This is a genomic window from Enterobacter asburiae, from assembly GCA_011754535.1.
GTDB lineage: Bacteria > Pseudomonadota > Gammaproteobacteria > Enterobacterales > Enterobacteriaceae > Enterobacter > Enterobacter cloacae_N.
Window position 1 is genome coordinate 1,939,532 of the sequence record JAAQVN010000001.1, and the last position, 23,382, is coordinate 1,962,913.

General features: G+C 56.7%; 23 protein-coding genes. 10 read left to right on the top strand and 13 right to left on the bottom strand.

Annotated elements, in window-relative coordinates:
* Positions 1–9: 9 nt before the first annotated feature.
* Entirely contained in the window at positions 10–801 is a 792-nt protein-coding gene (locus HBM95_09130; protein ID NIH43090.1) for a helix-turn-helix transcriptional regulator, read from the top strand.
* Here HBM95_09130 and HBM95_09135 read toward each other — a convergent pair.
* The 4 genes from HBM95_09135 to yeaG form a co-directional block, all read right to left on the bottom strand.
* On the bottom strand, positions 785–1,231 hold the full coding sequence (locus tag HBM95_09135; GenBank protein ID NIH43091.1) for a DUF441 domain-containing protein: 447 nt from the start codon (positions 1,229–1,231) through the stop codon (positions 785–787). The genes HBM95_09130 and HBM95_09135 overlap by 17 nt on opposite strands.
* A 257-nt stretch (positions 1,232–1,488) precedes the next feature.
* The gene (locus tag HBM95_09140; protein NIH43092.1) at positions 1,489–1,995 is read right to left on the bottom strand and encodes a YbaK/prolyl-tRNA synthetase associated domain-containing protein; all 507 of its coding nucleotides are present in this window, start codon (positions 1,993–1,995) and stop codon (positions 1,489–1,491) included.
* Between the two features lie 99 nt (positions 1,996–2,094).
* Entirely contained in the window at positions 2,095–3,378 is a 1,284-nt protein-coding gene (locus HBM95_09145) for a YeaH/YhbH family protein (protein ID NIH43093.1), read from the bottom strand.
* A gap of 74 nt (positions 3,379–3,452) precedes the next feature.
* Complete coding sequence (yeaG, locus tag HBM95_09150) at positions 3,453–5,387, bottom strand: protein kinase YeaG (GenBank protein ID NIH43094.1); 1,935 nt, start codon at positions 5,385–5,387, stop codon at positions 3,453–3,455.
* 430 nt (positions 5,388–5,817) lie between these two features.
* On the opposite strand from yeaG, the gene HBM95_09155 reads away from it, so the two are divergent.
* Positions 5,818–6,564, top strand: a complete 747-nt coding sequence (locus HBM95_09155) for a MipA/OmpV family protein (protein NIH43095.1) — start codon at positions 5,818–5,820, stop codon at positions 6,562–6,564.
* Between the two features lie 78 nt (positions 6,565–6,642).
* Here HBM95_09155 and HBM95_09160 read toward each other — a convergent pair whose 3' ends face one another.
* The gene (locus HBM95_09160) at positions 6,643–7,527 is read right to left on the bottom strand and encodes a D-hexose-6-phosphate mutarotase (GenBank protein ID NIH43096.1); all 885 of its coding nucleotides are present in this window, start codon (positions 7,525–7,527) and stop codon (positions 6,643–6,645) included.
* Between the two features lie 75 nt (positions 7,528–7,602).
* Positions 7,603–8,598, bottom strand: coding sequence for a glyceraldehyde-3-phosphate dehydrogenase (gene gapA / locus HBM95_09165; GenBank protein ID NIH43097.1), 996 nt, complete (start codon positions 8,596–8,598; stop codon positions 7,603–7,605).
* A gap of 341 nt (positions 8,599–8,939) precedes the next feature.
* Between gapA and msrB the strand changes: the two genes are divergently transcribed.
* Entirely contained in the window at positions 8,940–9,353 is a 414-nt protein-coding gene (gene msrB / locus HBM95_09170; GenBank protein ID NIH43098.1) for a peptide-methionine (R)-S-oxide reductase MsrB, read from the top strand.
* Between the two features lie 41 nt (positions 9,354–9,394).
* The gene (locus HBM95_09175; GenBank protein ID NIH43099.1) at positions 9,395–9,667 is read left to right on the top strand and encodes a YeaC family protein; all 273 of its coding nucleotides are present in this window, start codon (positions 9,395–9,397) and stop codon (positions 9,665–9,667) included.
* A gap of 50 nt (positions 9,668–9,717) precedes the next feature.
* On the opposite strand, the gene HBM95_09180 is transcribed toward HBM95_09175, so the two are convergent.
* The 4 genes from HBM95_09180 to sppA form a co-directional block, all read right to left on the bottom strand.
* Positions 9,718–10,971, bottom strand: a complete 1,254-nt coding sequence (locus HBM95_09180) for a glycoside hydrolase family 18 protein (GenBank protein NIH43100.1) — start codon at positions 10,969–10,971, stop codon at positions 9,718–9,720.
* A 171-nt stretch (positions 10,972–11,142) separates the two neighbouring features.
* Positions 11,143–11,784: a bifunctional nicotinamidase/pyrazinamidase gene (gene pncA, locus HBM95_09185; protein ID NIH43101.1), complete on the bottom strand. Its 642-nt coding sequence runs from the start codon at positions 11,782–11,784 to the stop codon at positions 11,143–11,145.
* A gap of 9 nt (positions 11,785–11,793) precedes the next feature.
* Entirely contained in the window at positions 11,794–12,810 is a 1,017-nt protein-coding gene (ansA, locus tag HBM95_09190; protein ID NIH43102.1) for an asparaginase, read from the bottom strand.
* Between the two features lie 62 nt (positions 12,811–12,872).
* The gene (gene sppA / locus HBM95_09195; protein NIH43103.1) at positions 12,873–14,729 is read right to left on the bottom strand and encodes a signal peptide peptidase SppA; all 1,857 of its coding nucleotides are present in this window, start codon (positions 14,727–14,729) and stop codon (positions 12,873–12,875) included.
* 167 nt (positions 14,730–14,896) lie between these two features.
* Here sppA and HBM95_09200 point away from each other — a divergent pair, with 167 nt between their 5' ends.
* The 3 genes from HBM95_09200 (at position 14,897) to HBM95_09210 (ending at position 18,520) form a co-directional block, all read left to right on the top strand.
* The gene (locus HBM95_09200; protein NIH43104.1) at positions 14,897–15,448 is read left to right on the top strand and encodes an NAD(P)H nitroreductase; all 552 of its coding nucleotides are present in this window, start codon (positions 14,897–14,899) and stop codon (positions 15,446–15,448) included.
* Between the two features lie 116 nt (positions 15,449–15,564).
* The gene (gene selD / locus HBM95_09205) at positions 15,565–16,608 is read left to right on the top strand and encodes a selenide, water dikinase SelD (GenBank protein ID NIH43105.1); all 1,044 of its coding nucleotides are present in this window, start codon (positions 15,565–15,567) and stop codon (positions 16,606–16,608) included.
* A 4-nt stretch (positions 16,609–16,612) separates the two neighbouring features.
* Positions 16,613–18,520 carry a DNA topoisomerase III gene (locus HBM95_09210; GenBank protein ID NIH43106.1) on the top strand — a complete coding sequence of 636 codons (1,908 nt, stop codon included), beginning with the start codon at positions 16,613–16,615 and terminating at the stop codon, positions 18,518–18,520.
* A gap of 71 nt (positions 18,521–18,591) precedes the next feature.
* On the opposite strand, the gene gdhA is transcribed toward HBM95_09210, so the two are convergent.
* Positions 18,592–19,935 (bottom strand): NADP-specific glutamate dehydrogenase, encoded by a 1,344-nt coding sequence (gene gdhA / locus HBM95_09215; GenBank protein ID NIH43107.1) that lies wholly within the window; start codon positions 19,933–19,935, stop codon positions 18,592–18,594.
* Between the two features lie 227 nt (positions 19,936–20,162).
* Between gdhA and HBM95_09220 the strand changes: the two genes are divergently transcribed.
* Complete coding sequence (locus tag HBM95_09220; GenBank protein NIH43108.1) at positions 20,163–20,435, top strand: YnjH family protein; 273 nt, start codon at positions 20,163–20,165, stop codon at positions 20,433–20,435.
* On the opposite strand, the gene HBM95_09225 is transcribed toward HBM95_09220, so the two are convergent.
* The gene (locus HBM95_09225; protein ID NIH43109.1) at positions 20,395–20,811 is read right to left on the bottom strand and encodes a pyrimidine (deoxy)nucleoside triphosphate diphosphatase; all 417 of its coding nucleotides are present in this window, start codon (positions 20,809–20,811) and stop codon (positions 20,395–20,397) included. The two genes, HBM95_09220 and HBM95_09225, sit on opposite strands and share 41 nt — an antisense overlap.
* A gap of 75 nt (positions 20,812–20,886) precedes the next feature.
* Between HBM95_09225 and HBM95_09230 the strand changes: the two genes are divergently transcribed.
* Together HBM95_09230 and HBM95_09235 are read left to right on the top strand one after the other, a co-directional pair.
* A complete protein-coding gene (locus HBM95_09230) occupies positions 20,887–21,456 on the top strand; it encodes a carboxymuconolactone decarboxylase family protein (protein NIH43110.1) in 570 nt (189 codons plus the stop codon).
* Positions 21,449–22,066 carry a CDP-alcohol phosphatidyltransferase family protein gene (locus tag HBM95_09235; protein NIH43111.1) on the top strand — a complete coding sequence of 206 codons (618 nt, stop codon included), beginning with the start codon at positions 21,449–21,451 and terminating at the stop codon, positions 22,064–22,066. Before HBM95_09230 ends, HBM95_09235 begins: the two co-directional genes overlap by 8 nt.
* On the opposite strand, the gene HBM95_09240 is transcribed toward HBM95_09235, so the two are convergent.
* On the bottom strand, positions 22,063–23,370 hold the full coding sequence (locus HBM95_09240) for a sulfurtransferase (GenBank protein ID NIH43112.1): 1,308 nt from the start codon (positions 23,368–23,370) through the stop codon (positions 22,063–22,065). The two genes, HBM95_09235 and HBM95_09240, sit on opposite strands and share 4 nt — an antisense overlap.
* Positions 23,371–23,382: the final 12 nt, after the last annotated feature.

The following is a 23,382-nucleotide window of genomic DNA, read 5'->3' on the forward strand; positions in this document are numbered from 1 at the left end:
GACAAACTGATGATTGGTCTGGGACTGGACGGCTACGATCCTGATAGCCAGCACGATGCGGCCGTCGCGTTTCGCATCCGCGTGGTGGCGGAGGAACAATATATTCCCCGGCATCAACACCGTAAGGGGCAGCTGATTCTGGCCCTCGGCGGCGCGATCACCTGCGAAGTGGAAAATGCCATGCTGATGGTACCGCCTCAGTATGCCGTCTGGATCCCTGGCCAAATGCAGCACAGCAACAGGGCCACGCCGGGGGCGCAGCTCTGCTTTTTGTTCATTGAGCCAGGTGCCGCCAGCCTGCCCGACCGCTGCTGCACTCTGAAAATTTCCCCCCTCGTGCGGGAGCTGATTTTATCGTTGGCTGAGAAATCACGTGAACAGCTTCAGCTTGCGGCCACATCGCGTCTGGTGGACGTCCTTTTTGACGAGCTGCCGCTCCAGCGGCAGGAGCATCTGCAGCTGCCCGTCTCACCCCATCCTAAAATCCGGCTGATGAGCGAGAAGATGGCGGAAGAGCCCGCCACCTGGCAGACGCTGGCACAGTGGGCGAGCCACTTTGCGATGAGCGAACGTAATCTGGCGCGGCTGGTGGTGAAAGAGACCGGCTTAAGCTTTCGACGCTGGCGTCACCAGCTGCAGCTGATTTTGGCGTTACAGCATCTGATAAGCGGGAAATCGGTTCAGCAGGCGGCACAGTCGCTGGGCTACGACTCTACCACCGCGTTTATCACCATGTTCAGGAAGGGGCTGGGCCAGACGCCGGCACGTTATATGGCCAGCCTGACTATGACTTCCCGATAAACAGGGAAACCAGCCCTGCCGCAATAAGCGGGCCCACCGGCACGCCGCGAAAGAGCGCCACGCCCAACACGGTACCCACCAGCAGGCCGGCAACCAGTGAAGGCTGGCTGCTCATCAGCGTAACGCCGCGCCCGCCCAGCCACGAGACAAAAATGCCTACCGCGATCGCCACCAGCGATTTCCAGTTCACAAACGAGTGCAGTAGCGTCGAGGCGGGAAGCGTTCCGCTGGCAATGGGCGCCATCACCCCGATGGTTAAAATGATGATCCCGATGGTGAGGCCTTGTTTTTCTATCCACGGGAAAAATGTGTTTAACGGGGTCACGCGCACAATAATCAGCACCAGAATCGAGATGGCGACTGTGGTGTTATGGCTGATAAACCCGAGCGCGGCGAGAGCCAGAAGAATGAGCAGAGTAGGGTCAAACATGGGAAGTCCTTGCCAGAATAGTTACCCTGCTTACTGTACGCGGAAAAGCGGCGGAAGACAGTTTTAAAAAGATTCTCTTGCTGTCATAACCTTGTCATTTACGCGGATTAAAACGAAGGCAGGTATCGCAACGGGGCCGCCATCATGAACGATCACATGTTTGTTGAAGCGCTGATCATCTCCTCATCGTTTTTCGCTATTGCCGCGATTCTCATCGCCTCCGTCCTGTTTCTGGAACGAAAAGGCTGACAGCGCCGTCACGACGACGCTTTATGGAAGTTGACAAGCTCAGGACGGGCAATGCGCAGGTAATCCTGGGTATCCATAATCACGGATTTCTCCAGTAAGCCGGCGTTAAAGGCGATTTCGTCGAAACGCTCAAACAGCAGCGGGTCTGCAACCAGCGCTAAATCAGGATGAAAGCTAAAGGGCGGGATAGCGCCAAAAACGCAGGCGGTAAGGGTATCAACTTCGGCCGGGCTGGCGAGGGAAGCCTTAAGCCCGCCAAAATGGCTGGCAAGCTGGCTCAGATCGGCCTGCAGGTCTGCGGCCAGAATCGCCAGTACGTGTTTTTTAACGCCGTTGCCCTTCACTTTGCAGACCAGGGCTTTTGCACCCTGGCGCAGATCGGTCCCGCGAATTTCACTCACCGCTTCACATTTCCCGACCGCCTCATGCTCCATGACGCGAAAACGCGCGCCCTGCTCGGTGAGTAAGGTAATCAGCTTCTGGTGGGTTCCTGCCCCAATAGCGTCGTCAGTCATCACAATTTTCCCGGTGATAATCCAGTATGCAGCTTGCTACATTAGCACGGGATGAACGGGGTCGAAAGAAAACAGCCAGCGGATTCGCTGGCTGCAGGGTTATACGTTGCTGGTGGCAGATTGCTTGTGGAAGAGCTCTCTGAATACCGGATAAATATCATCCTGATCGCGGATATGCTGCATGGCGAAGTTATCGAACATGGACTGCAGATGTTCATACTCCCGCCACAGGGTCTGGTGAGCACGACGGGTGATTTCGATATAGCTGTAGTAACGCACCACCGGCAGAATTTTCTTCGCCAGGATCTCGTGACACAACGGTGAGTCGTCGGCCCAGTTGTCGCCATCCGACGCCTGCGCGGCATAAATGTTCCACTGAGCCGGGTCATAACGCTCTTTCACCACTTCGTCCATCAGTTTCAACGCGCTTGATACGATGGTCCCCCCGGTCTCCTGAGAGTAGAAGAACTCATGTTCATCCACCTCTTTCGCCTGGGTGTGATGGCGGATATACACCACTTCCACGTTCTTATAGGTTCTGCTCAGGAACAGATAGAGCAGAATATAAAAACGCTTCGCCATATCCTTGGTGGCCTGGTCCATTGAGCCGGAGACGTCCATCAGACAGAACATGACCGCCTGGCTGGAGGGTTCAGGGCGTTTTTCGTAGTTCTTATAGCGCAGGTCGAAAGTGTCGATAAACGGCACGCGGTCGATCTTTGCTCTTAACTCGGCAATCTCTTTACGCAGGCGCTCCTCTTCCAGCAGCTGCGCCGGCTCCGTGTTTTCCACGACCTTCAGGCTGCTTTCCAGCTCGCGCAGCTCACGACGTTTGCCTGCCGTCATGGCCGTGCGTCGCGCCAGCGAATTCTGCAACGAACGAACAACGCTGATATTGGCGGGCACGCCGTTGGCGGTATAGCCCGCGCGATGGGTTTTGTACTCGTTAAGCTGACGGTGCTGATTTTTTTTCAGGTTCGGCAGCGCAAGGTCCTCGAACAGCAGGTCGAGATATTCATCTTTCGAAATCTGGAAAACGAACTCATCCTGACCTTCACCGTCCTGGCTGGCCTGTCCCTGACCGCTTCCTGAACCACCACCGCCGCCCTGAGGGCGCTCAATTCTGTCGTTCTGAACAAAGTGGTCATTACCTGGGTGTACGCGATGGCGCAGGCCCCCGCGCCCCTGATGAAACATCGGTTCGCTGATGTCATCGGTAGGGATGGAGACAGACTCGCCGCTGTCGACGTCGGTCACCGAGCGTTTGTTGATGGCCTCGGAGATCGACTGTTTAATTTGCGCTTTATAACGGCGCAAGAAGCGCTGGCGGTTCACCGTGCTCTTGTTTTTGCCGTTAAGACGCCGGTCAATAAACCAGGTCATATACCCCCCGTACTGCGTTTGCCAACTTGCGTTTTTGTTGGCCCGGCAGGCGCAGGCGCTACCGGGCACTTGTTTTAGGACGATTTACGCACGCGCAGATACCATTCGCAGAGCAGGCGAACCTGCTTGCGGGTGTAGCCTTTTTCCATCATACGGTCGACAAAATCGTCGTGTTTCTTCTGCTCGTCGGTTGAGGTTTTGGTGTTAAACGAGATCACCGGCAGCAGCTCTTCGGTATTGGAGAACATTTTCTTCTCAATGACCGTGCGCAGCTTCTCGTAGCTGGTCCAGTTCGGATTGCGACCGTTGTTATGCGCTCTGGCGCGCAGGACGAAGTTTACAATCTCGTTACGGAAGTCTTTCGGGTTGCTGATCCCGGCAGGCTTCTCAATTTTTTCCAGCTCCGCGTTCAGGGATTCACGGTCAAACAGCTGGCCGGTATCCGGGTCGCGGTACTCCTGATCCTGAATCCAGAAGTCAGCGTAGGTGACATAGCGGTCGAAAATGTTCTGCCCGTATTCTGAATAGGATTCCAGATAGGCCGTCTGGATCTCTTTGCCGATGAACTCAGCGTATTTCGGAATCAGGTAGCCTTTCAGGAACTCAAGGTAGCGTTCAGCCTGCTCCTGCGGGAACTGCTCGCGCTCAATTTGCTGCTCCAGCACGTAGAACAGGTGAACCGGGTTGGCCGCCACTTCCGCATGGTCGAAGTTAAAGACGCGGGAGAGGATCTTAAACGCGAAACGCGTGGACAGACCGTTCATCCCCTCATCGACCCCGGCGTAGTCACGGTATTCCTGATAGGACTTCGCTTTCGGATCGGTATCTTTCAGACTTTCACCATCATAGACGCGCATTTTCGAATAGATGCTGGAGTTTTCCGGCTCTTTCAGGCGCGACAGGATGGAGAAGCGCGAGAGCGTTTCCAGCGTACCCGGGGCGCATGGCGCGTGTACCAGCTCGCTGTGGTTAAGCAGTTTCTCGTAAATTTTGATCTCTTCGGAGATCCGCAGGCAATAAGGCACCTTGACGATGTAAACGCGGTCAAGGAAGGCCTCATTGTTTTTATTATTACGGAAGGTCACCCATTCTGATTCGTTAGAGTGGGCGAGAATGATGCCGTTAAACGGCAGGGCGGAAATACCTTCCGTCCCGTTGTAGTTCCCTTCCTGGGTCGCTGTCAGCAGAGGATGCAGCACTTTAATCGGTGCTTTGAACATCTCAACGAATTCCATAATCCCCTGGTTGGCGCGGCACAGCGCACCGGAATAGCCATAGGCATCCGGGTCGTTTTGTGCGTAGTTTTCCAGCTTACGGATATCGACTTTGCCCACCAGCGCCGAGATATCCTGGTTGTTCTCATCACCCGGTTCCGTTTTGGCGATAGCGATCTGCTCCAGTATGGATGGCCATACTTTCACCACTCGGAACTTAGTGATATCGCCGCCAAACTCGTGGAGGCGTTTTGCCGCCCACGGCGACATGATGGTACCGAGGTAGCGGCGCGGGATGCCAAACTCTTTATCCAGAATTTGCGCATCTTCCTGCGGATTAAACAGGCACAGCGGATGGTCGTTAACCGGGCTGCGTTCGCCGTTGGCGCTCAGCACATAAATCGGTACGCGCTGCATCAGCGACTTCAGGCGTTCAGCCAGCGAGGATTTACCGCCGCCGACGGGGCCGAGTAAATAAAGGATCTGTTTCTTCTCTTCCAGACCCTGGGCGGCATGCTTCAGATAGGAGACAATCTGTTCAATGGCATCTTCCATACCATAGAACTCTTCGAACGCCGGATATCGGGCGACCACCCGATTCGAAAACAGACGGGAAAGCCGTGGCTCCAGGGCAGTATCAACCATGTTTGGCTCACCGATAGCCATCAATAGCCGTTCTGCCGCATTGGCATAGGCACTGCGATCTTGCCGACAAATGGTAAGAAACTCCTGCAGTGTGAACTCTTCGTCCTTGGCAGCTTCATAGCGCTGGCGATAGTGATCGAATATATTCATGGCATGCCGTCCTTTCGTTTTTTAGCACAGGATAAGAGCCGTTCGTATGAGTAGTGGAGGCTCCCGGAAGAGAATCTCTCGCACCCCACTGCCAGAGCAGCAACCTGTGTGCCAGGTCAGACGCTAAGAACCGCAGGTGTTCAGGAAAACTCTTCTTAAATTTAAGCGTAGATGGCATTTGCCAAACTTGCATGCTGAGAAAAACTAATTTCAATGACATATCAATAACTCATCCAAAAATTTCCACCTGAGTTATAAGGCTTAAGGACGTTTTTCATTCAGCGGTCATATAAATGAAAGCGGGCTGTCATCTGAAAAGTTAAAAATAATGGGTTAATCAGACTGATTAGCAGGCAAAAAATTTTGGGATGTACGGGAATGGCGGTTACACTTCACCCGCTGATTATTTGACTACAGGAAAGAATGGATTGTGACCAAACTCAAACTTCTGGCATTGGGCATCCTTGCCGCGACCGCAGTTAGCACCGCTCAGGCGGAAAGTCAGTGGACGGTGGGCGCGGGCGTTGGCGTCATTAACAGCCCATACAAACAGTATGACCGCGATGTTTATCCTGTTCCCGTTATCACCTATGAAGGCGATAATTTCTGGTTCCGTGGTCTCGGCGGCGGCTACTATCTCTGGAACGATACGGCCGACAAACTATCTATCATGGCCTACTACGATCCAACGCACTTCAAGCCGGGAGACAGCGACAGCCATGCGCTTCGCCAGCTCGACAAGCGCAAAAGCTCTATGATGGCCGGGCTTTCGTACGTGCATAACACCCAGTATGGCTTCCTGCGTACGGCCCTGGCGGGTGATACGCTGGATAACAGCAACGGGTTTATCTGGGATCTGGCCTGGCTGTACCGCTATACCAACGGTGGGCTCACCCTGACGCCGGGTATCGGGGTGCAGTACAACAGTGAAAACTACAACGACTACTACTACGGCGTCTCTAAAAACGAGTCCCGCCGCAGTGGGCTGAAAAGCTACAGCGCTGATGACGGCTGGAATCCTTACCTGGAGCTGACCGCGAGCTATAACTTCCTTGGCGACTGGAACGTCTACGGCACCGGTCGTTACGAGCGTCTGAGCGACGAAGTGAAGGATAGCCCGATGGTCGATAAGTCCTGGGCTGGCATCTTCTCTGTGGGGGTGACCTACAAGTTCTGATTGTGCATTATTTTAGTGCAATCTTTGCATCAAAACGGGGCGCTTGCGCCCCGTTTGCTTTGGCGTGGTGCGGCGGCATTATCGCTTAACGATGCGGATCGTCTGTCCTAAACGAGACGGCTTTTCTTCACTCGCTTTCTGCGGGGTGGTCACGCAGGCCGTTTCCACGCAGACGAACGTTTTATAACCGTCGTCAGGCACGTCGGCCATGCTTACAGACAGAGCAGGACCCGGGTTCCAGCCCACCACGTTGCTGTGATGGTGATGGACCACCTCAATGCTGCGGTTCAGGGCACCGTCGTGGATCACGCTGCATGCTTCCGGATGCAGATAGACGCGGTCGGTACGGTCAGGGAACGCCTGAACGCCGTCGCTCAGTTTGCCTTCTTTGGCGTTATCCACTTTATCGATAAAGGTATCGCCAAGGCCGCTCACTTTCACTGCGCTGATATCACCCACGTTGAAGTAGGTATGCAGGGCCGAGGTGGTGTCGAACTCGCCGTGGGCTTCCAGCTCAATTTCGCAGGTTTTACCCAGCTTGAAGCGGGCATACAGGGTGAACTCGTGCGGCCACAGGGCGCGGGTCTCGTCATTTGCCTGCAGCTCAAAGGTCAGCACGGCGCCATTATCGTCTTCGTTATGCGCTTTCAGCGTCCACTGCTGGTTGCGGGCAAAACCGTGAGAAGGCAAACCCGGCTGTGCAGACGGGCCAAACCACGGCCAGCAGATCGGTACGCCACCGCGAATAGCCGCCCCTTTTTTGAAGGAGGTCGCATCGCTCAGCCACAAACCTTCGGCTTCGCCTTCCGGTTTCCAGGAGAGCAGGTGAGCGCCGTTCAGCGCCACGGACGCTTTAACGCGGGGATGGTCAACGACGATAACGTCGGCACCGTCAATCTGACGGCGGGAGAGCACAGGGGTAAGTTGTTCGACTACCGGAAGTGCAAAAATTTTATTAATCATTAAGCAATCCTCTGTCTAAAAAACAATAAAAAAGGCGACCGAAGTCGCCTTTTTGGATCAAGCACTCATCTCAACTTATTTGGAGATGTGAGCGATCAGGTCCAGTACTTTGTTAGAGTAGCCAGTTTCGTTGTCGTACCAGGAAACCAGTTTCACGAAGTTGTCGTTCAGTGCGATACCTGCTTTAGCATCGAACACGGAAGTGCACACTTCGCCGTTGAAATCGGTAGATACAACGTCGTCTTCGGTGTAACCCAGAACGCCTTTCATTGCGCCTTCGGAAGCAGCTTTGATTGCTTTCTTAATTTCTTCATAAGAAGCAGCTTTTTCCAGACGGACAGTCAGGTCAACAACGGATACGTTAGGAGTTGGAACGCGGAACGCCATACCAGTCAGTTTGCCATTCAGTTCTGGCAGTACTTTACCTACAGCTTTAGCAGCACCGGTAGAGGATGGGATGATGTTCTGAGCCGCGCCACGGCCGCCGCGCCAGTCTTTGTGAGACGGGCCATCAACGGTTTTCTGAGTAGCGGTGGTAGCGTGAACGGTAGTCATCAGACCTTCGATGATGCCGAAGTTGTCGTTGATGACTTTAGCCAGCGGTGCCAGGCAGTTGGTGGTGCAGGATGCGTTAGAAACGATGTCCTGGCCAGCGTAAGTTTCGAAGTTTGCACCACGAACGAACATTGGGGTGTTGTCTTTGGAAGGACCGGTCAGAACAACTTTCTTCGCACCCGCAGTGATGTGTTTACGTGCAGTTTCGTCGGTCAGGAAGATACCGGTTGCTTCAGCAACAACGTCAACACCGATTTCGTTCCATTTCAGGTTAGCTGGGTCTTTCTCAGCAGTAACGCGGATGGTTTTACCGTTAACAACCAGGTGGCCGTCTTTCACTTCAACGGTGCCGTCGAAACGACCGTGAGTTGAGTCGTACTTCAGCATGTACGCCATGTATTCAGCGTCCAGGAGATCGTTGATACCAACGATTTCGATGTCAGAACGTTTCTGAGCAGCACGGAAAACAATACGGCCGATACGGCCAAAACCGTTGATACCTACTTTGATAGTCATATATTCCACCAGCTATTTGTTAGTGAATAAAAGGTTGCCTGTAAAATTACAAAAACCTTACGCAGCGTCAAGCGGAATCGTGTCAATCATTGCGACAAATCAATCCTGTGACTAACGTTTGTGCGACTGACTCGCCTCACTTTCCCTTTGAGCTTGCAACCACATGGGGGCTGCGCCCGGAATTTTAAAGTCCTCGCAGGATAAAAATGTGAACATGATCACAATTGCCTGACCGCCTTTTCGCGACACATAAGTTTAGAACAAAAGTGCACGCAAGGGTGTTAATGTTTTGTTAGAATCGGGGTTAAAAGATGTCTGTTTCTACAGCGAGATGTAAGCATATGTCGAACCAACGTAACCCTGACGATTTGAAAAAAAACCTCACAGAAATGCAGTTTTACGTGACGCAGAATCACGGAACGGAGCCGCCATTTACCGGGCGTTTACTGCATAACAAGCGAGACGGCGTTTACCACTGTCTGGTCTGCGATGCCCCGCTGTTTAATTCACAAACGAAATACGACTCTGGCTGCGGCTGGCCGAGCTTTTACGAGCCGGTGAGCGATGAGGCAATCCGCTATCTGACCGACTCGTCGCACGGTATGGTGCGCACGGAAATTCGCTGCGGTAACTGCGACGCGCACCTGGGGCATGTTTTCCCGGATGGCCCTCAGCCAACGGGCGAGCGTTTCTGCGTAAACTCAGCTTCTCTGAGCTTCAGCGACGATGAAAACGGCGACCAGATTAAGGGTTGAAAAAACGATTCAGCAAATTATTCCTTTGAAAGGGAGAGATCGTGAATATTGAGGACATGATTAACGGGATGACCCCGGAAGTTTATCAGCGTCTGGTGACCGCCGTTGAGCTGGGTAAATGGCCCGACGGTGTGGCCCTGACGCCTGAGCAAAAAGAGAACAGTTTGCAGTTGGTGATGCTGTGGCAGGCGCGCAACAACACCGATGCACAGCACATGACTATCGATACCAACGGTCAGATGGTGATGAAGAGCAAGCGCGAGCTTAAGGAAGATTTTGGCATCACGCCGAAGCCGATTGCGACTTTCAAATAACGCTCTCCGTGTGTGCCGGGTAAGCGCTAGCGCCACCCGGCACATACACCTTAGTGCTTAATTCCGAGTGATTCCGCCAGCTGTTTCGCTAACTGATTGTTATCATCAGCCCCGTACTCCCAGAACATCGCCCCGGCGAGGCCTTTCTCTTTGATGTAGTCTGCCTTGATCGCGACGGAACGCGGGTTCTCATACGAAATCGCAAACAGCGCGTTGCCATCAGAACCCTTTACCGAGAGCCACGGCACCTTCGCCTGGTCGTCCCAGTGCTCGGTAAAACGCTTCTGCGGATCGTTCAGCAGCTTCTTCACGATATCGTTGTACTTCACGTAGGTATCTTTGGTCAGGTCATAGCCGAGCGATTTAAACAGGCCGATCTCCTGCGGCCCGAAGTAGGGCTGGGTGACCGGATTTTTTTGCGCGTCCGGCTTGCTCCAGTCAATGCCCGGTTCAACCGCACGTTTCGGTACGCGACCGTAAAAACCGATCCCGAGGTTCATCTGCTTCGGCTTAAGTCCGGCGGCCAGATAGTTGCTCACCACAAAATCGACGCTGTATTTATCGGCGGCAGCCACCGTTGGCCAGGCGCTGGAGTCATACAGGTTCGCGTTGAAATACTGGGTACCGTACGCCATGTCGTAGGTCATCAGGTTGATATAGTCGAGCAGGGGCGCGATGGCTTTGACATCTACCCAGCTTTTCGGACTTTCCGCATTCGCGCCCACCGCAATGGTCACCAGCTTTTTCTGCCCAAACGCCGCGCGCATCTCTTTCAACAAGGCGGTGAAGTTATCCCGATCGGCTGGCTGGCTTGCAACCAGCCCCCACGCGCCGTTAACCGGATACTCCCAGTCGAGATCGATCCCATCCAGGCCGTATTTGTCGACAATTTCCTGCGCAGAGCGGATAAACACCGCGCGACTCTCTTTGGTTGCCGCTGCGCCAGAGAAACCACGCGCGCCCCAGCCGCCAACAGAGAGCAGGACTTTCAGGTTCGGGTTTTGTTTACGCAGGGCCGGTATGAGGGCCAGATCGGACGCCACTTTTGGCGACAGCCAGATTTGATGCAGTTTCGTCGGATCTTTCAGCGCGGCGTTGGTCTCGTCTTTCTCGTCGTTATAAACAAGTCCAAACGAGTAGTTCAGATGGGTGATCTGGCGAACGTCCAGCTTATTAATATCGCCACCCGGTCCGGCGGTGACATCGCCACCCCCGTTAAAGTAGCCGACGGACATCAGCGGCGCGGCGGAAGCAAGTGACGCGCAAAGCAAGGGTAATGCTGCCAGCAGGGGCAAACGTTTCATACAAGTTCCTCTTTGACTTAATAAAAATAACCACGCCACAGAAAAGGCGTGGCGAAAAAACAGCCTGATGAGAATAGCATTGCCGTTTCGCTTGTGATGCGAGGGAGTTCACTTTATGGGGATTGGGGAAGAAATGCCGGGTGGCGGCTGCGCCTTACCCGGCTTAAAAGACTACGCCTGCGTTTCCAGCCAGTCTGCCAGCGTATACAGCGTAGCACCTTCAGCGGCCATATCCATAAACGCCTGAGCGCTGTCCTGTGGGTGAATGTTCACCCCACGACAGCCATCGGTGATGACGCTGACGGTATAGCCTAACTGGAGCGCGTCCAGCACGGTAAACTTCACGCAGTAATCCGTCGCCAGACCCAGTACGATCAGCTCCGTGATTTCATGGTGACGTAACCACGCGTCCAGCGCCGTCTTCTGACGATGCCCGTTATCGAAAAACGCGCTATAGCTGTCGATAGCCGCGTTTTCGCCTTTATGGAACACCGCGTCGATGGCTTTCTGATTCAGGAGCGGATGCAGCTCCGCGCCTTCCGTCTGCTGTACGCAGTGATCCGGCCAGAAAGTTTGCGCCAGCCCGTCGAGTTCACCCTGGGTGAACGGCTCGACGTTGTGCTGGCTGGCAAAGCTGCCGTGATTCGACGGGTGCCAGTCCTGGCTGGCGACAACCGCTTCACTGCGTGCTTTGCACCAGTCAATCAGCGCGTTGGCCACGTCAACGGTGCTGTCACCTTCGGCGACGGCAAGCGCACCGCCCGCGCAGAAATCATTTTGCAAATCGACCAGTAGCAGGGCGCGTTGCTTCATGAGACCTCCTTATTCGTCCGGGGTCAGTTCGCCGCGCAGGTTTTGCATCATGGCGCGGCGAATGGACTGAATGTCCAGATCCTGACTCAGTAAATAGTGAAGTTTAGTCAGCGTCGCCTCAACGGTCATATCGAAGCCGCTGATCACCCCCGCGTGCGCCAGCGCGTTGCCGGTGGCATAGCCCCCCATATTCACTTTGCCGGACATGCACTGGGTCAGGTTCACGACCACAATTCCGCGCTCGCTGGCTTCCTGAAGCTCTTTCAGGAACTCGCCGTTCTGCGGAGCATTGCCCACGCCATAGGAGCGCAGGATCAGCGCTTTCACCGGCTGGCGCAGGAAGTTGCGCACCACGTCTGCGGAGATCCCCGGATAGATGGTGACCACGCCAATCGGCTGCGGGGTAATCGGATGCACGATCAGCTCGCCAGCGGTGTTCGGTGCCGGAGGCGTTCCCAGACGACGGATATGAATCCCGGCTTCCAGCAGCGGCTGCAGGTTAGGGGAGGCGAAGGCGTCAAAACCGTCGGCATGGGCTTTGGTGGTGCGGTTGCCGCGATACAGACGGTTGTTGAAGAACAGCGACACTTCGTTGATCGGGTAATTGGCCGCCACGTACAGGGAGTTCAGCAGGTTGATCTGCCCGTCAGAGCGCAGCTCGGCCAGCGGAATTTGCGACCCGGTGACGATCACCGGCTTGCTCAGGTTCTCCAGCATGAAGGAGAGTGCCGAAGCGGTGAACGCCATGGTGTCGGTGCCGTGCAGGATCACGAAGCCGTCGTACTGGTCGTAATGGGCTTTAATGTCATCCGCAATGTGCTGCCAGTCTTCCGGCGTCATGTCGGAGGAGTCCATCAGCGGCTCGTATTCATGGATGGTAAAGTCAGGCATTTCCGGACGGTGGAATTCAGGCATCAGCGCAAGCTGACGCTGCAGGTGGCCGGAGACCGGAATATAGCCGTTTTCAGAGCGCTGCATCCCGATGGTACCGCCAGTGTAGGCGACATAAATCGATTTCTTCTGCATGGTAGTGAGTTCTTGTTCTTCAAAAGAAAAAATCCCCTCTTCACGGGAAGAGGGGACGGTTTTTAACGGACGTTCGCGCAGGTCAGGCAAAACGCGTAACGACTTTGTGGATCGTTAAAGGCCGCGAGCTTATCGCTTTCCGCCTTCATTGCTTTCGCAGCCGTGGCCACCGGGGCAGGCAGGTACGCCTGCAGCGCCTCCGGCAGCATGGCGCGAACGGAAACGGACATGCTGTCCATCACCATATCGAAGAACGACGGCTCGTCCTGGTAATACTCAATATGCCACTGCTTGAGCTTCGCCAGTTCGGCGGCTTTCTTCACCGCGTCGTCGAAGTCGCCCAGGCTGTCGACCAGACCGTTACTCTTCGCATCCTGCCCGGTCCAGACGTGGCCCTGAGCAATCTGGTCGATCTGCTCAGGCGTCTTCTTACGCGAGTCGGCAACCAGCGTGATAAAGCGCTTATAGCCGTTCTCAATGCTCAGCTGCATCATCTCTGAAACTTCCGGCGGCAGGGATTTGGTCATCGACACATCCGCCAGCGGCGACGTGGAAACGCCATCGGTATGCACGCCCAGATAATCCAGACTGTTTTCCACGGTATTAATCACCCCGAAGATGCCGATCGAGCCGGTCAGCGTGCTTGGGTTCGCCACAATGTAGTTGGCAGGCGTGGAGATCCAGTATCCGCCAGACGCGGCCATACCACCCATGGATACGACGACAGGCTTGCCGGCGGCACGCGCCGCGGCCAGTTCAGCGCGGATCACCTCGGAGGCGCTGACGCTGCCGCCAGGGCTGTTGACGCGCAGAACAATTGCTTTCACTTTCGGATCAAGACGTGCGTCGCGGATTTGCGACGCGGTGGTGTCACCGCCGACGTTGCCCGGCGTTTCCTGACCGTCCATGATGGCGCCGTTAGCAAAGACCACGGCTACGCTGTCACCGCTATCGTCCGGTTTTTTCGCAGCATAGTCATACATGCTGATGGCGCTGTAGTTTTTGTCCTCTTTGCTCCAGCCAAACTGTTTGGTCAGGGCCTTTTCGATATCCGCACTGGTGCCCAGCGCGTCAACCAGCTTATTGTCGAGCGCGTATTTCGCAGTATCGCCTTCGACCTTACGCAGCCCGTCCAGCACGCCACGAGCGCCAGGGAACACCTGCTCAGCGGTAATTTGACGGTTAGCGGCAACGGTGCCGAGATAGTTCTGCCACAGCTCGCCAATCCAGCGGCTGTCCGCTTCACGGGCGGCAGGAGACATATCGTCGCGGATAAACGGCTCCACGGCAGATTTATAGGTGCCGACGCGGAAGACGTGGGTGGTGACCTTCAGCTTGTCGAGCAGCGATTTGTAGTACAGGCCGTTGGTGGCAAAGCCGTGCAGATCGACCGTCCCCTGCGGAGAAAGCCAGATCTTATTGGCGAAGCTCGCCAGATAATATTGCCCCTGGCTGTAGCTGTCGCCCACGGCAATCACCGGCTTGCCGCTGTCGCGGAATTCGCGCAGCGCTTTCCCGATGTACTGCATGGAAGGCTGGTCGCCGCCGGCAAAATCTTTCAGATCCAGCACGATCCCGGTGATGTTACGGTCGTCTTTGGCCTGTCGGATGGTATCGACGATATCGAACAGGGAGTTCTCCTGCAGGCGGTCTGACGTCGCGCCAAACAGCTGTCGGCTGATAACCCCCAGACGGTTGCTGGTGGACGGTTTATCAACGATCACGCCGGTGATATCGAGTAACAGGGCCCCGCGAGTCGAATGCTGAGCCTGATTCGCGTTGCTGATATGCATCCAGATGCCCGCGCAAACCAGAACCAGCAGGATGAAGAAGATATTCATCACCAGGTTGCGGACGAAGTTGAGCAGTCGCCACGTCCATTTAAAGAAACCGGCAAAGATTCGCCAAAGGGTTCGCATGTATTCTCCCTAACCAGAAAATGACTGTTTCCGTCGCCACTGGACGGTAATGTTGGGTTATCGTAATGACCCAACCGCCACTTGTCAGCAGGAATCGCCTGCCAGGCTGTAACAAAATCTGCCGTCGTGTTAATTTTGTGAGTAAATTTCAAGAAAGGAGTTAACCAATGGATGCACTCGAACTGCTTGTTAACCGTCGTAGCGCGTCACGTCTGGCCGAACCTGCCCCTGTGGGCGAGCAGCTGGAAAACATTCTGCGTGCCGGCATGCGTGCCCCGGATCACGGCACGCTGCAGCCATGGCACTTCTTTGTGATTGAGGGTGAAGGCCGCGAACGTTTCAGTCAGTTGCTGGAGCAGGGGGCGATTGCCGCTGGGCAGGATGAGAAGGGGATTGATAAAGCCCGCAACGCGCCGTTCCGCGCCCCGATGATCGTTACCGTCGTGGCCAAATGCCAGGCTGACCATAAGGTGCCGGTCTGGGAGCAGGAAATGTCTGCCGGCTGTGCGGTGATGGCGATGCAAATGGCTGCCGTTGCACAGGGGTTTAACGGTATCTGGCGCACCGGTCCGCTGACCGAGAGCGCTGCCGTGCGGGCAGGATTCTCCTGCGGTGAGCACGACAAAATTGTCGGCTTCCTCTATCTCGGTACCCCACAGCTTAAAGCCTCCAGCACCATTAGCGTGCCGGACACCACGCCTTTCGTCAGCCGTTTCTGATAACGCGCGCTAAACTGTCTGGATTCTGAGCATCTGCCGCAGAATTCAGACAGTCATACTTACCTCTTTATGGAATGAGCGCTACCATAGCGCGATTGAGATGACAGGAGACGTCCATGAGCGAGCAAACCATTCGTTTAACGCAGTACAGCCACGGAGCCGGTTGCGGTTGTAAAATTTCCCCGAAAGTGCTGGAGACCATTCTGCACAGCGAACAGGCGAAGTTTGTCGACCCGAACCTGCTTGTCGGCAATGAAACGCGTGACGATGCGGCGGTTTATGACTTAGGTAACGGCACCAGCATTATCAGCACCACTGACTTCTTTATGCCGATTGTCGACAACCCGTTCGACTTCGGGCGCATCGCGGCCACCAACGCCATCAGCGATATCTTCGCTATGGGCGGTAAGCCGATCATGGCGATCGCCATTCTGGGCTGGCCGATCAACACCATTCCACCAGAAATCGCCCGCGAGGTGATTGATGGTGGGCGTTTCGCCTGCCAGCAGGCGGGAATTGCCCTGGCCGGCGGCCACTCGATTGATGCGCCGGAGCCGATCTTCGGCCTGGCCGTGACGGGCGTGGTGCCGACCGAGCGCGTGAAGCGCAACAGTACCGCGCAGGCGGGCTGCAGGCTCTTCCTCACCAAGCCGCTGGGCATTGGCGTGCTTACTACCGCCGAGAAAAAATCCCTGCTGAAACCGGAGCACAAAGGCCTGGCAACGGAAGTGATGTGCCAGATGAACCTCGCCGGTGCGGCGTTCGCCAATATCGACGGCGTGAAGGCGATGACCGACGTCACCGGTTTTGGCCTGCTGGGGCACCTCTCTGAGGTCTGTCAGGGCGCAGGCGTGCAGGCGCAGGTCTGGTATCAGGACGTGCCGAAGCTGCCGGGCGTGGAAGAGTACATTGCCCAGGGCGCGGTCCCGGGCGGTACCCAGCGCAATTTCGCCAGCTACGGTCACCTGATGGGTGAAATGCCAGAGGAGTGGCGCAACCTGCTGTGCGATCCGCAAACCTCCGGCGGTCTGCTGCTGGCGGTCACGCCGGAATCCGAAGCCGAGGTTCAGGCAACCGCGGCCGAGTTTGGCATCACCCTGACGGCGATCGGCGAGCTGGTGACCGCACGCGGTGGCCGACCGATGATTGAGATCCGTTAATTCGATGCGGTTGTTTATTGCCGAAAAGCCGAGCCTGGCCCGAGCCATTGCCGACGTGCTGCCTAAGCCGCATCGCAAAGGCGACGGCTTTATCGAATGCGGTAACGGACAGGTGGTGACCTGGTGTATCGGCCACCTGCTTGAGCAGGCGCAACCGGACGTCTACGACAGCCGCTACGCCCGCTGGAACCTCAACGATCTGCCGATTGTGCCGGAAAAGTGGCGCCTTCAGCCTCGCCCGTCCGTTACCAAACAGCTCAACGTTATTAAACGTTTTCTGCACGAGGCGACGGAAGTGGTCCACGCGGGTGACCCGGACAGAGAGGGGCAGCTGCTGGTGGACGAAGTGCTGGACTATCTTGAGCTGGCGCCGGAAAAGCGCCAGCAGGTGCAGCGCTGCCTGATCAACGACCTCAACCCGCAGGCGGTTGAGCGTGCCATATCGCGTCTGCGCGCCAACAGCGAATTTATCCCGCTGTGCGTCTCCGCGCTGGCGCGTGCACGCGCCGACTGGCTTTACGGGATCAACATGACCCGCGCCTACACTATCCTCGGGCGCAACGCGGGCTATCAGGGCGTGCTTTCCGTGGGCCGTGTGCAGACGCCGGTGCTGGGGCTGGTGGTGCGTCGCGATGAAGAGATTGAGAACTTCGTCGCCAAAGATTTCTTTGAAGTGAAAGCCCACATCGTCACGCCAAAAGACGAACGCTTTACCGCCGTCTGGCAGCCGAGTGATGCCTGCGAGTCGTATCAGGACGAAGAGGGGCGGCTGCTGCATCGTCCGCTGGCGGAGCACGTGGTCAACCGTATTACCGGCCAGCCCGCTATCGTCACCAGCTATAACGATAAACGGGAATCAGAACCCGCGCCGCTGCCGTTCTCCCTTTCTGCTCTGCAGATTGAGGCCGCGAAGCGCTTTGGTCTCAGCGCGCAGAACGTGCTGGACATCTGTCAGAAGCTTTACGAAACCCACAAGCTGATCACCTATCCGCGTTCGGACAGCCGCTATCTGCCGGAAGAGCACTTTGCCGGACGCCACTCGGTGATGAACGCCATCGGCGTCCACGCGCCGGATCTGCTCCCGCAGCCCGTCGTTAACCCGGATACCCATAACCGCTGCTGGGATGACAAAAAGGTGGATGCCCACCACGCGATTATCCCGACGGCGCGTGCCAGCAGCGTCAACCTGACCGATAACGAAGCGAAGGTGTATAACCTGATCGCCCGTCAGTACCTGATGCAGTTCTGCCCGGACGCGGTATTCCGTAAGTGCGTGATTGAGCTTGAGATTGCCAAAGGCAAGTTTATCGCCAAGGCGCGTTTCCTTGCGGAAGCAGGCTGGCGCACGCTGCTCGGCAACAAAGAGCGCGACGAGGAGAACGACGGCACGCCGCTGCCGGTGGTGGCGAAAGATGACGAACTGCTGTGTGAAAAAGGCGAAGTGGTTGAACGACAGACTCAGCCGCCGCGCCACTTCACCGATGCGACGCTACTTTCCGCCATGACCGGGATCGCCCGCTTTGTGCAGGATAAAGATCTGAAGAAGATCCTGCGCGCCACCGACGGTCTGGGTACGGAAGCGACCCGCGCGGGGATCATCGAACTGCTCTTTAAGCGCGGTTTTCTCGAGAAAAAGGGACGCTACATCCACTCAACGGAACCGGGCCGGGCGCTAATTCACTCTCTGCCGGAGCTGGCCGCCCGGCCGGACATGACCGCACACTGGGAATCGGTGCTGACGCAGATCAGCGAGAAGCAGTGTCGTTACCAGGACTTTATGCAGCCGCTGGTCGGGACGCTTTACCAGCTGATCGATCAGGCGCGTAGCACGCCGGTGAAAACGTTCAGAGGGATGGTTGCACCCGGTAGCGGCGCGAAGAAACCGTTTAAAAAGAAAAAGAGCGCGGCCTGATACGCCCGGTTTTCTCCCTCTCCCTGTGGGAGAGGGCCGGGGTGAGGGCACCCGGCCGTACGATATAAACCTTAAATCACACCCTGCCCAATCATCGCATCCGCTACCTTCACGAACCCGGCAATATTCGCGCCGCGCACGTAGTTGGTCTGTGACGCTTCACCGCCGTACTCCACGCAGGCGTGGTGAATATCCAGCATGATGTGGTGCAGACGGGCATCCACTTTCTCCGCCTTCCAGCCGAGACGCGCGGCGTTTTGCGCCATCTCCAGACCGGACGTTGCCACGCCGCCCGCGTTAGCGGCCTTGCCCGGCGCAAACAGCACGCCCGCTTCCAGGAACAGATCCGTCGCCTCGATAGTGGTCGGCATATTCGCCCCTTCGGCTACCGCCTTCACGCCGTTGGTAATCAGCGTGCGCGCGGCGTCCGCGTCCAGCTCGTTTTGCGTGGCGCACGGCAGGGCGATATCCACCGGCACGCCCCACGGCTGTTTACCTTCCAGATACGTCAGGCCAAACTCTGCGGCATAATCGGCAAGTCTGCCATCGCGGCTGGCTTTGATTTCGCACAGGCGCGCCAGCTTCTCAGCCGTAAAGCCCGCTTCATCCACGACCGTGCCCTTAGAGTCGGAGGCCGTCACCACGCGGGCGCCAAACTGCATCGCTTTTTCGATAGCGTACTGCGCCACGTTACCGGAGCCGGAAACCGCCACGCGCATCCCTTCAAAACCTAAGCCGTGACGCTTGAGCATTGCCTCGGTGAAGTAAACCAGGCCGTAGCCGGTCGCCTCCGGGCGGATCAGACTGCCGCCAAACGAAAGCCCTTTACCGGTAAAGACGCAGGCGCTGTTATTGGAGAGTTTTTTCATCATCCCGGCCATAAAGCCCACTTCGCGGGCCCCCACGCCGATATCCCCCGCCGGTACGTCGGTGTCCGGGCCGAGGTGGCGGTAGAGCTCGGTCATCAGCGCCTGACAGAAACGCATCACTTCGCCTTCGCTTTTGCCTTTGGGATCGAAATCACTCCCGCCTTTACCGCCGCCCATTGGCAGGGTGGTGAGCGCATTTTTAAACGTCTGCTCAAAGCCGAGGAATTTCAGAATCGACAGGTTCACGGAAGGGTGGAAGCGCATGCCGCCCTTAAACGGACCGATGGCGGAGTTAAACTGCACGCGCCAGGCGCGGTTGACCTGCACCTGGTTATGGTCATCCACCCAGGTCACGCGGAACTGGATCACGCGTTCTGGCTCAACCAGACGTTCCAGCAGCGACAGTTGACGATAGCGCGGGTTTTCTTCAAGGAACGGCCAGAGGGTGGTCATTACTTCACGAACGGCCTGAGCAAACTCGCTTTGGTGCGGGTCGCGCTGCTGAACATGGGCAAGGAAACTTTCCAGAGAGCGTGTCTGATCCATAGATATAAGAACCTCTTATAGTAATTTATGTCTGTTGCTTATGCGATTTGTGTTGTTTTTTTGACTATACCACCCGTACCGCTTTGTGAAGCAAGCGGAAATGTATGCCGAAAGGGAAATTAATGACCCGGGCCGCGTCATAACAAAAAGCGATGATGCGCGAAATTAAAGATTCTGCCCGATTTACCGTTATAGTCATTAACAGGAGACAACAGGAAGAGAAGTCTATGAACCGTTACGTGATGGCCGCGTTATCATTGATGTTGACCGCAGGCGCGCAGGCTGACCGCATTCGCCCGGATGTAGAAGTGAATGTGCCGCCGGAGGTGTTTAGCTCCAGCGGCCAGCGCGCGCAGCCGTGTAACCAGTGCTGCATCTACCAGGATCAAAACTATTCTGAAGGGGCCGTCGTGAAGGCCGATGGCGTGCTGCTCCAGTGCCAGCGCGATGAACGTACCATCAGCACGAATCCGCTGGTCTGGCGGCGCGTAAAAGAATAAACGCCTCCAGCAGCGGGATATCCGCAGGGGCCAGGCTGTAGCAAAGCGCCTCTTCCGGCGTACACCACACCAGCGCGCTGTGGTAGTGCGCCGTTAACTCTCCGCTGAAGGTGGGCACGTGCCAGGCATGCAGGTTAATTAACCGCTGTGATACCTCGCGCTGATGGCTTGCCACGTACTGCTCAGGCTGTGCCTCAATACCCAGCTCTTCACGCAGCTCGCGGATAAGCGCCTCGGGATGGGTTTCTCCGGCCTCCACTTTGCCGCCAGCGAACTCCCACATACCCGGCTGGTCGGCGTGAGCAGGGCGCTGCGCCAGTAAAATTTTGTCGTCTTTTTCGATGATGGCCGCAACGACATCGACTGTTTTTAGCATGGTCGTCAATACTTGATAGCGAAAAACGCCATATTATCGTGCCCTTTCAAAGAGTCCAGCCATCAGGAGAATCAGGTGAAAGAGACGTCCACCTGGGTAGAGCCCATCCCAACCCTTCCGGCGAGCGTAAAACCCATTGCCGCCGCGCAGCGAAAACACTTCGGCGCCGTGCTGAACCCCACGCGCTGGTGGGGACGCATGCCGCGTCTGTTCTGGCTGGTCGCCTTGTTCGTGGCCTTTCTGGAGCGCAGAAAAGCGCGCCTGACGCCAGTGCTGCGCTCGCTGCTCATGACGCGCGTATCGCAGCTGTGCCACTGTGCGTTCTGCATTGATGCCAACAGCCTGCGCCTGGCCGAGCGCTGCGGCGCGCTGGATAAAGTCCAGGCCGTGAGCGGCTGGACTGATTCTGACTTGTTCAGTGAACAGGAGCGCGCGGCACTGGCCTATGCGGAGGCGGTGACCGCCACGCCACCCCGGGTGGATGAGGCCGTCAAAACGGCGATGAAACGCCACTTTACGGATGATGCCATCACTGAAATGACGGCACTCATTGCTTTTCAGAATCTCTCGGCCCGGTTTAATGCCGCGCTGGATATTCCGGCTCAGGGGCTGTGCGCCACGTTTAAAGGGAAGCCAGATGCTTGACCGTCACCTGCACCCGCGGGTAAAGCCCGCTCTGAACCGTCTGGTTTCCATGCTGGATAAGCCGGGCATTACGCCCGACGGGCTAACGCTTGCCGGGTTTGCCATCGGCCTGCTGGCGCTGCCGTTTCTGGCCCTCGGCTGGTATCTGGCGGCGCTGGTTGCCATCGTTCTGAACCGCCTGCTGGATGGTCTGGACGGCGCGCTGGCGCGTCGGAGAGGGCTGACGGATGCGGGAGGGTTTCTGGATATCGCCCTCGATTTTCTGTTCTACGCGCTGGTGCCGTTTGGCTTTGCGCTGGCTGCACCCGCAGAGAATACGCTGGCCGCCGCCTGGCTGCTGTTTGCGTTTATCGGTACCGGCAGCAGTTTTCTGGCCTTTGCCGCGCTGGCCGCGAAGCATAACATCGACAACCCCGGCTATGCGCACAAGTCGTTTTACTATATCGGCGGATTAACGGAAGGGACGGAAACCATCGCGCTGTTCGTGCTGTGCTGCCTGTTTCCGGCCCACTTTACGCTGTTCGCGTGGATATTCGGCGCGCTGTGCTGGCTGACCACCACAACGCGCATCTGGAGCGGCTACGTGACGCTGAAGTCACTCGCCCCTTAGAGAGTGCTTTCCGGCCCGCGCTCGCCGGTAGTGACCGGGTTCTGCGGGTGGCTGCTCCATTCATACCAGCCGCCGTCATAGACGGAGACGTGCTTCCAGCCCATCGCCCGGGCGTACATAAAGGTTTCTGACGCTCGCCAGCCGGTGCCGCAGTAAAACGCGACCTGCTGTTCCGGCAGGATGTTCCAGCTTTTCCACTGGGCGGCGATATCGTCCGCGCTGCGCATGGTGCCATCCGGGTTATGGAAGTCTTCCATATGGGTGGCATCGCTGCCCGCATGGCCCCAGCGGGCGCCGGCAATTTCACCTTTTGGCTTGATGTAGCTGTAGCCGCTGGTTTCGCCGATAAACTCCGGCCACGAACGAATGCTGACCAGGGAGGCATCCTGGCGGTGCAGCATGCCGCGCGCCTGTTCCATATCCACCATCAGCTGCGGCTGGCCGGGGATCGGCGCGCCAAAATCAGCGGCCGGAGCTACTTTAGCGGGCATGCCGCGCTCAACTGGCAGACCGGCATCTGACCACGCCTTCCAGCCGCCATCGAGAATGCGCACATCCTTCACGCCCGCGTACAGCATAATCTGTGCCACGCGCGCGGCGGCGTAAACGTCACGGCCATACAGAATGACGGTGGTATCGTGACGGATCCCGTGCTTTGCCAGCATCGCTTTCAGTCTTTCGTCGGAGACTTTATTCCACAGCGGCTCGCTTTCCACCTCATTAGTGTCGATGTAGCCCGCGCCGGGAATGTGGTTCAGCAGGTAAAACTTCGGCGCGCCCCAGGCAGCTTCAATAACTTTCCATTCGCCCGCCGGCGCGGCGGTCACCGGTTTACCCTGCTGGAGCTGGTGGATCCACTGCGGGTAGACGAGCTGTTCAAAGTGCGCCAGACGCTGAAGGCGGTCGGGCACCTGCAGGGCATCGCTGAGAAGCGAAACGTGGCGGTATCCGACTTTCTCCAGGCGGGCTTTCACCGCCTGGCTGGCGCCACTGTCGCCGTATAGCGCGATGGCCGTCCCCGGCGTCAGCTGATGCTGCCTGGCCCAAAGCGCAATCTGCTCGTCGCTCATTGCATCAAGCCAGGCGGCAGCCAGGTTGAGCGCTTTGGGTTCATGCCCGGATGGGCCGCTGAGGGTCTGCGGCCAGCCGTTATAGAAGGCGCTGGGGCGGGTGTCGATTGCCGCGCCGTGCTGTGCCTGAAGCTGAGACAGCGTCATCGTATTGGTCATATCAGCTGCCAGAGAGGAAAAAGAGGCGAGGCCGCAGATCAGGGCCAGCGCGGTCAGTTGAGAAACACGTTTCATCGAATAACCTGA

Coding starts and splice junctions, on each gene's coding strand:
- HBM95_09210 (NIH43106.1), top strand. CDS start 16,613: ATGCGGTTGTTTATTGCCGAAAAGCCGAGCCTGGCCCGAGCCATTGCC.
- HBM95_09220 (NIH43108.1), top strand. CDS start 20,163: ATGAACCGTTACGTGATGGCCGCGTTATCATTGATGTTGACCGCAGGC.
- selD (NIH43105.1), top strand. CDS start 15,565: ATGAGCGAGCAAACCATTCGTTTAACGCAGTACAGCCACGGAGCCGGT.
- pncA (NIH43101.1), bottom strand. CDS start 11,784: ATGAAGCAACGCGCCCTGCTACTGGTCGATTTGCAAAATGATTTCTGC.
- ansA (NIH43102.1), bottom strand. CDS start 12,810: ATGCAGAAGAAATCGATTTATGTCGCCTACACTGGCGGTACCATCGGG.
- HBM95_09235 (NIH43111.1), top strand. CDS start 21,449: ATGCTTGACCGTCACCTGCACCCGCGGGTAAAGCCCGCTCTGAACCGT.
- HBM95_09140 (NIH43092.1), bottom strand. CDS start 1,995: ATGACTGACGACGCTATTGGGGCAGGAACCCACCAGAAGCTGATTACC.
- msrB (NIH43098.1), top strand. CDS start 8,940: ATGTCGAACCAACGTAACCCTGACGATTTGAAAAAAAACCTCACAGAA.
- sppA (NIH43103.1), bottom strand. CDS start 14,729: ATGCGAACCCTTTGGCGAATCTTTGCCGGTTTCTTTAAATGGACGTGG.
- HBM95_09180 (NIH43100.1), bottom strand. CDS start 10,971: ATGAAACGTTTGCCCCTGCTGGCAGCATTACCCTTGCTTTGCGCGTCA.
- HBM95_09240 (NIH43112.1), bottom strand. CDS start 23,370: ATGAAACGTGTTTCTCAACTGACCGCGCTGGCCCTGATCTGCGGCCTC.
- HBM95_09200 (NIH43104.1), top strand. CDS start 14,897: ATGGATGCACTCGAACTGCTTGTTAACCGTCGTAGCGCGTCACGTCTG.
- HBM95_09160 (NIH43096.1), bottom strand. CDS start 7,527: ATGATTAATAAAATTTTTGCACTTCCGGTAGTCGAACAACTTACCCCT.
- HBM95_09145 (NIH43093.1), bottom strand. CDS start 3,378: ATGACCTGGTTTATTGACCGGCGTCTTAACGGCAAAAACAAGAGCACG.
- gapA (NIH43097.1), bottom strand. CDS start 8,598: ATGACTATCAAAGTAGGTATCAACGGTTTTGGCCGTATCGGCCGTATT.
- HBM95_09135 (NIH43091.1), bottom strand. CDS start 1,231: ATGTTTGACCCTACTCTGCTCATTCTTCTGGCTCTCGCCGCGCTCGGG.
- gdhA (NIH43107.1), bottom strand. CDS start 19,935: ATGGATCAGACACGCTCTCTGGAAAGTTTCCTTGCCCATGTTCAGCAG.
- yeaG (NIH43094.1), bottom strand. CDS start 5,387: ATGAATATATTCGATCACTATCGCCAGCGCTATGAAGCTGCCAAGGAC.
- HBM95_09130 (NIH43090.1), top strand. CDS start 10: ATGATTGGTCTGGGACTGGACGGCTACGATCCTGATAGCCAGCACGAT.
- HBM95_09225 (NIH43109.1), bottom strand. CDS start 20,811: ATGCTAAAAACAGTCGATGTCGTTGCGGCCATCATCGAAAAAGACGAC.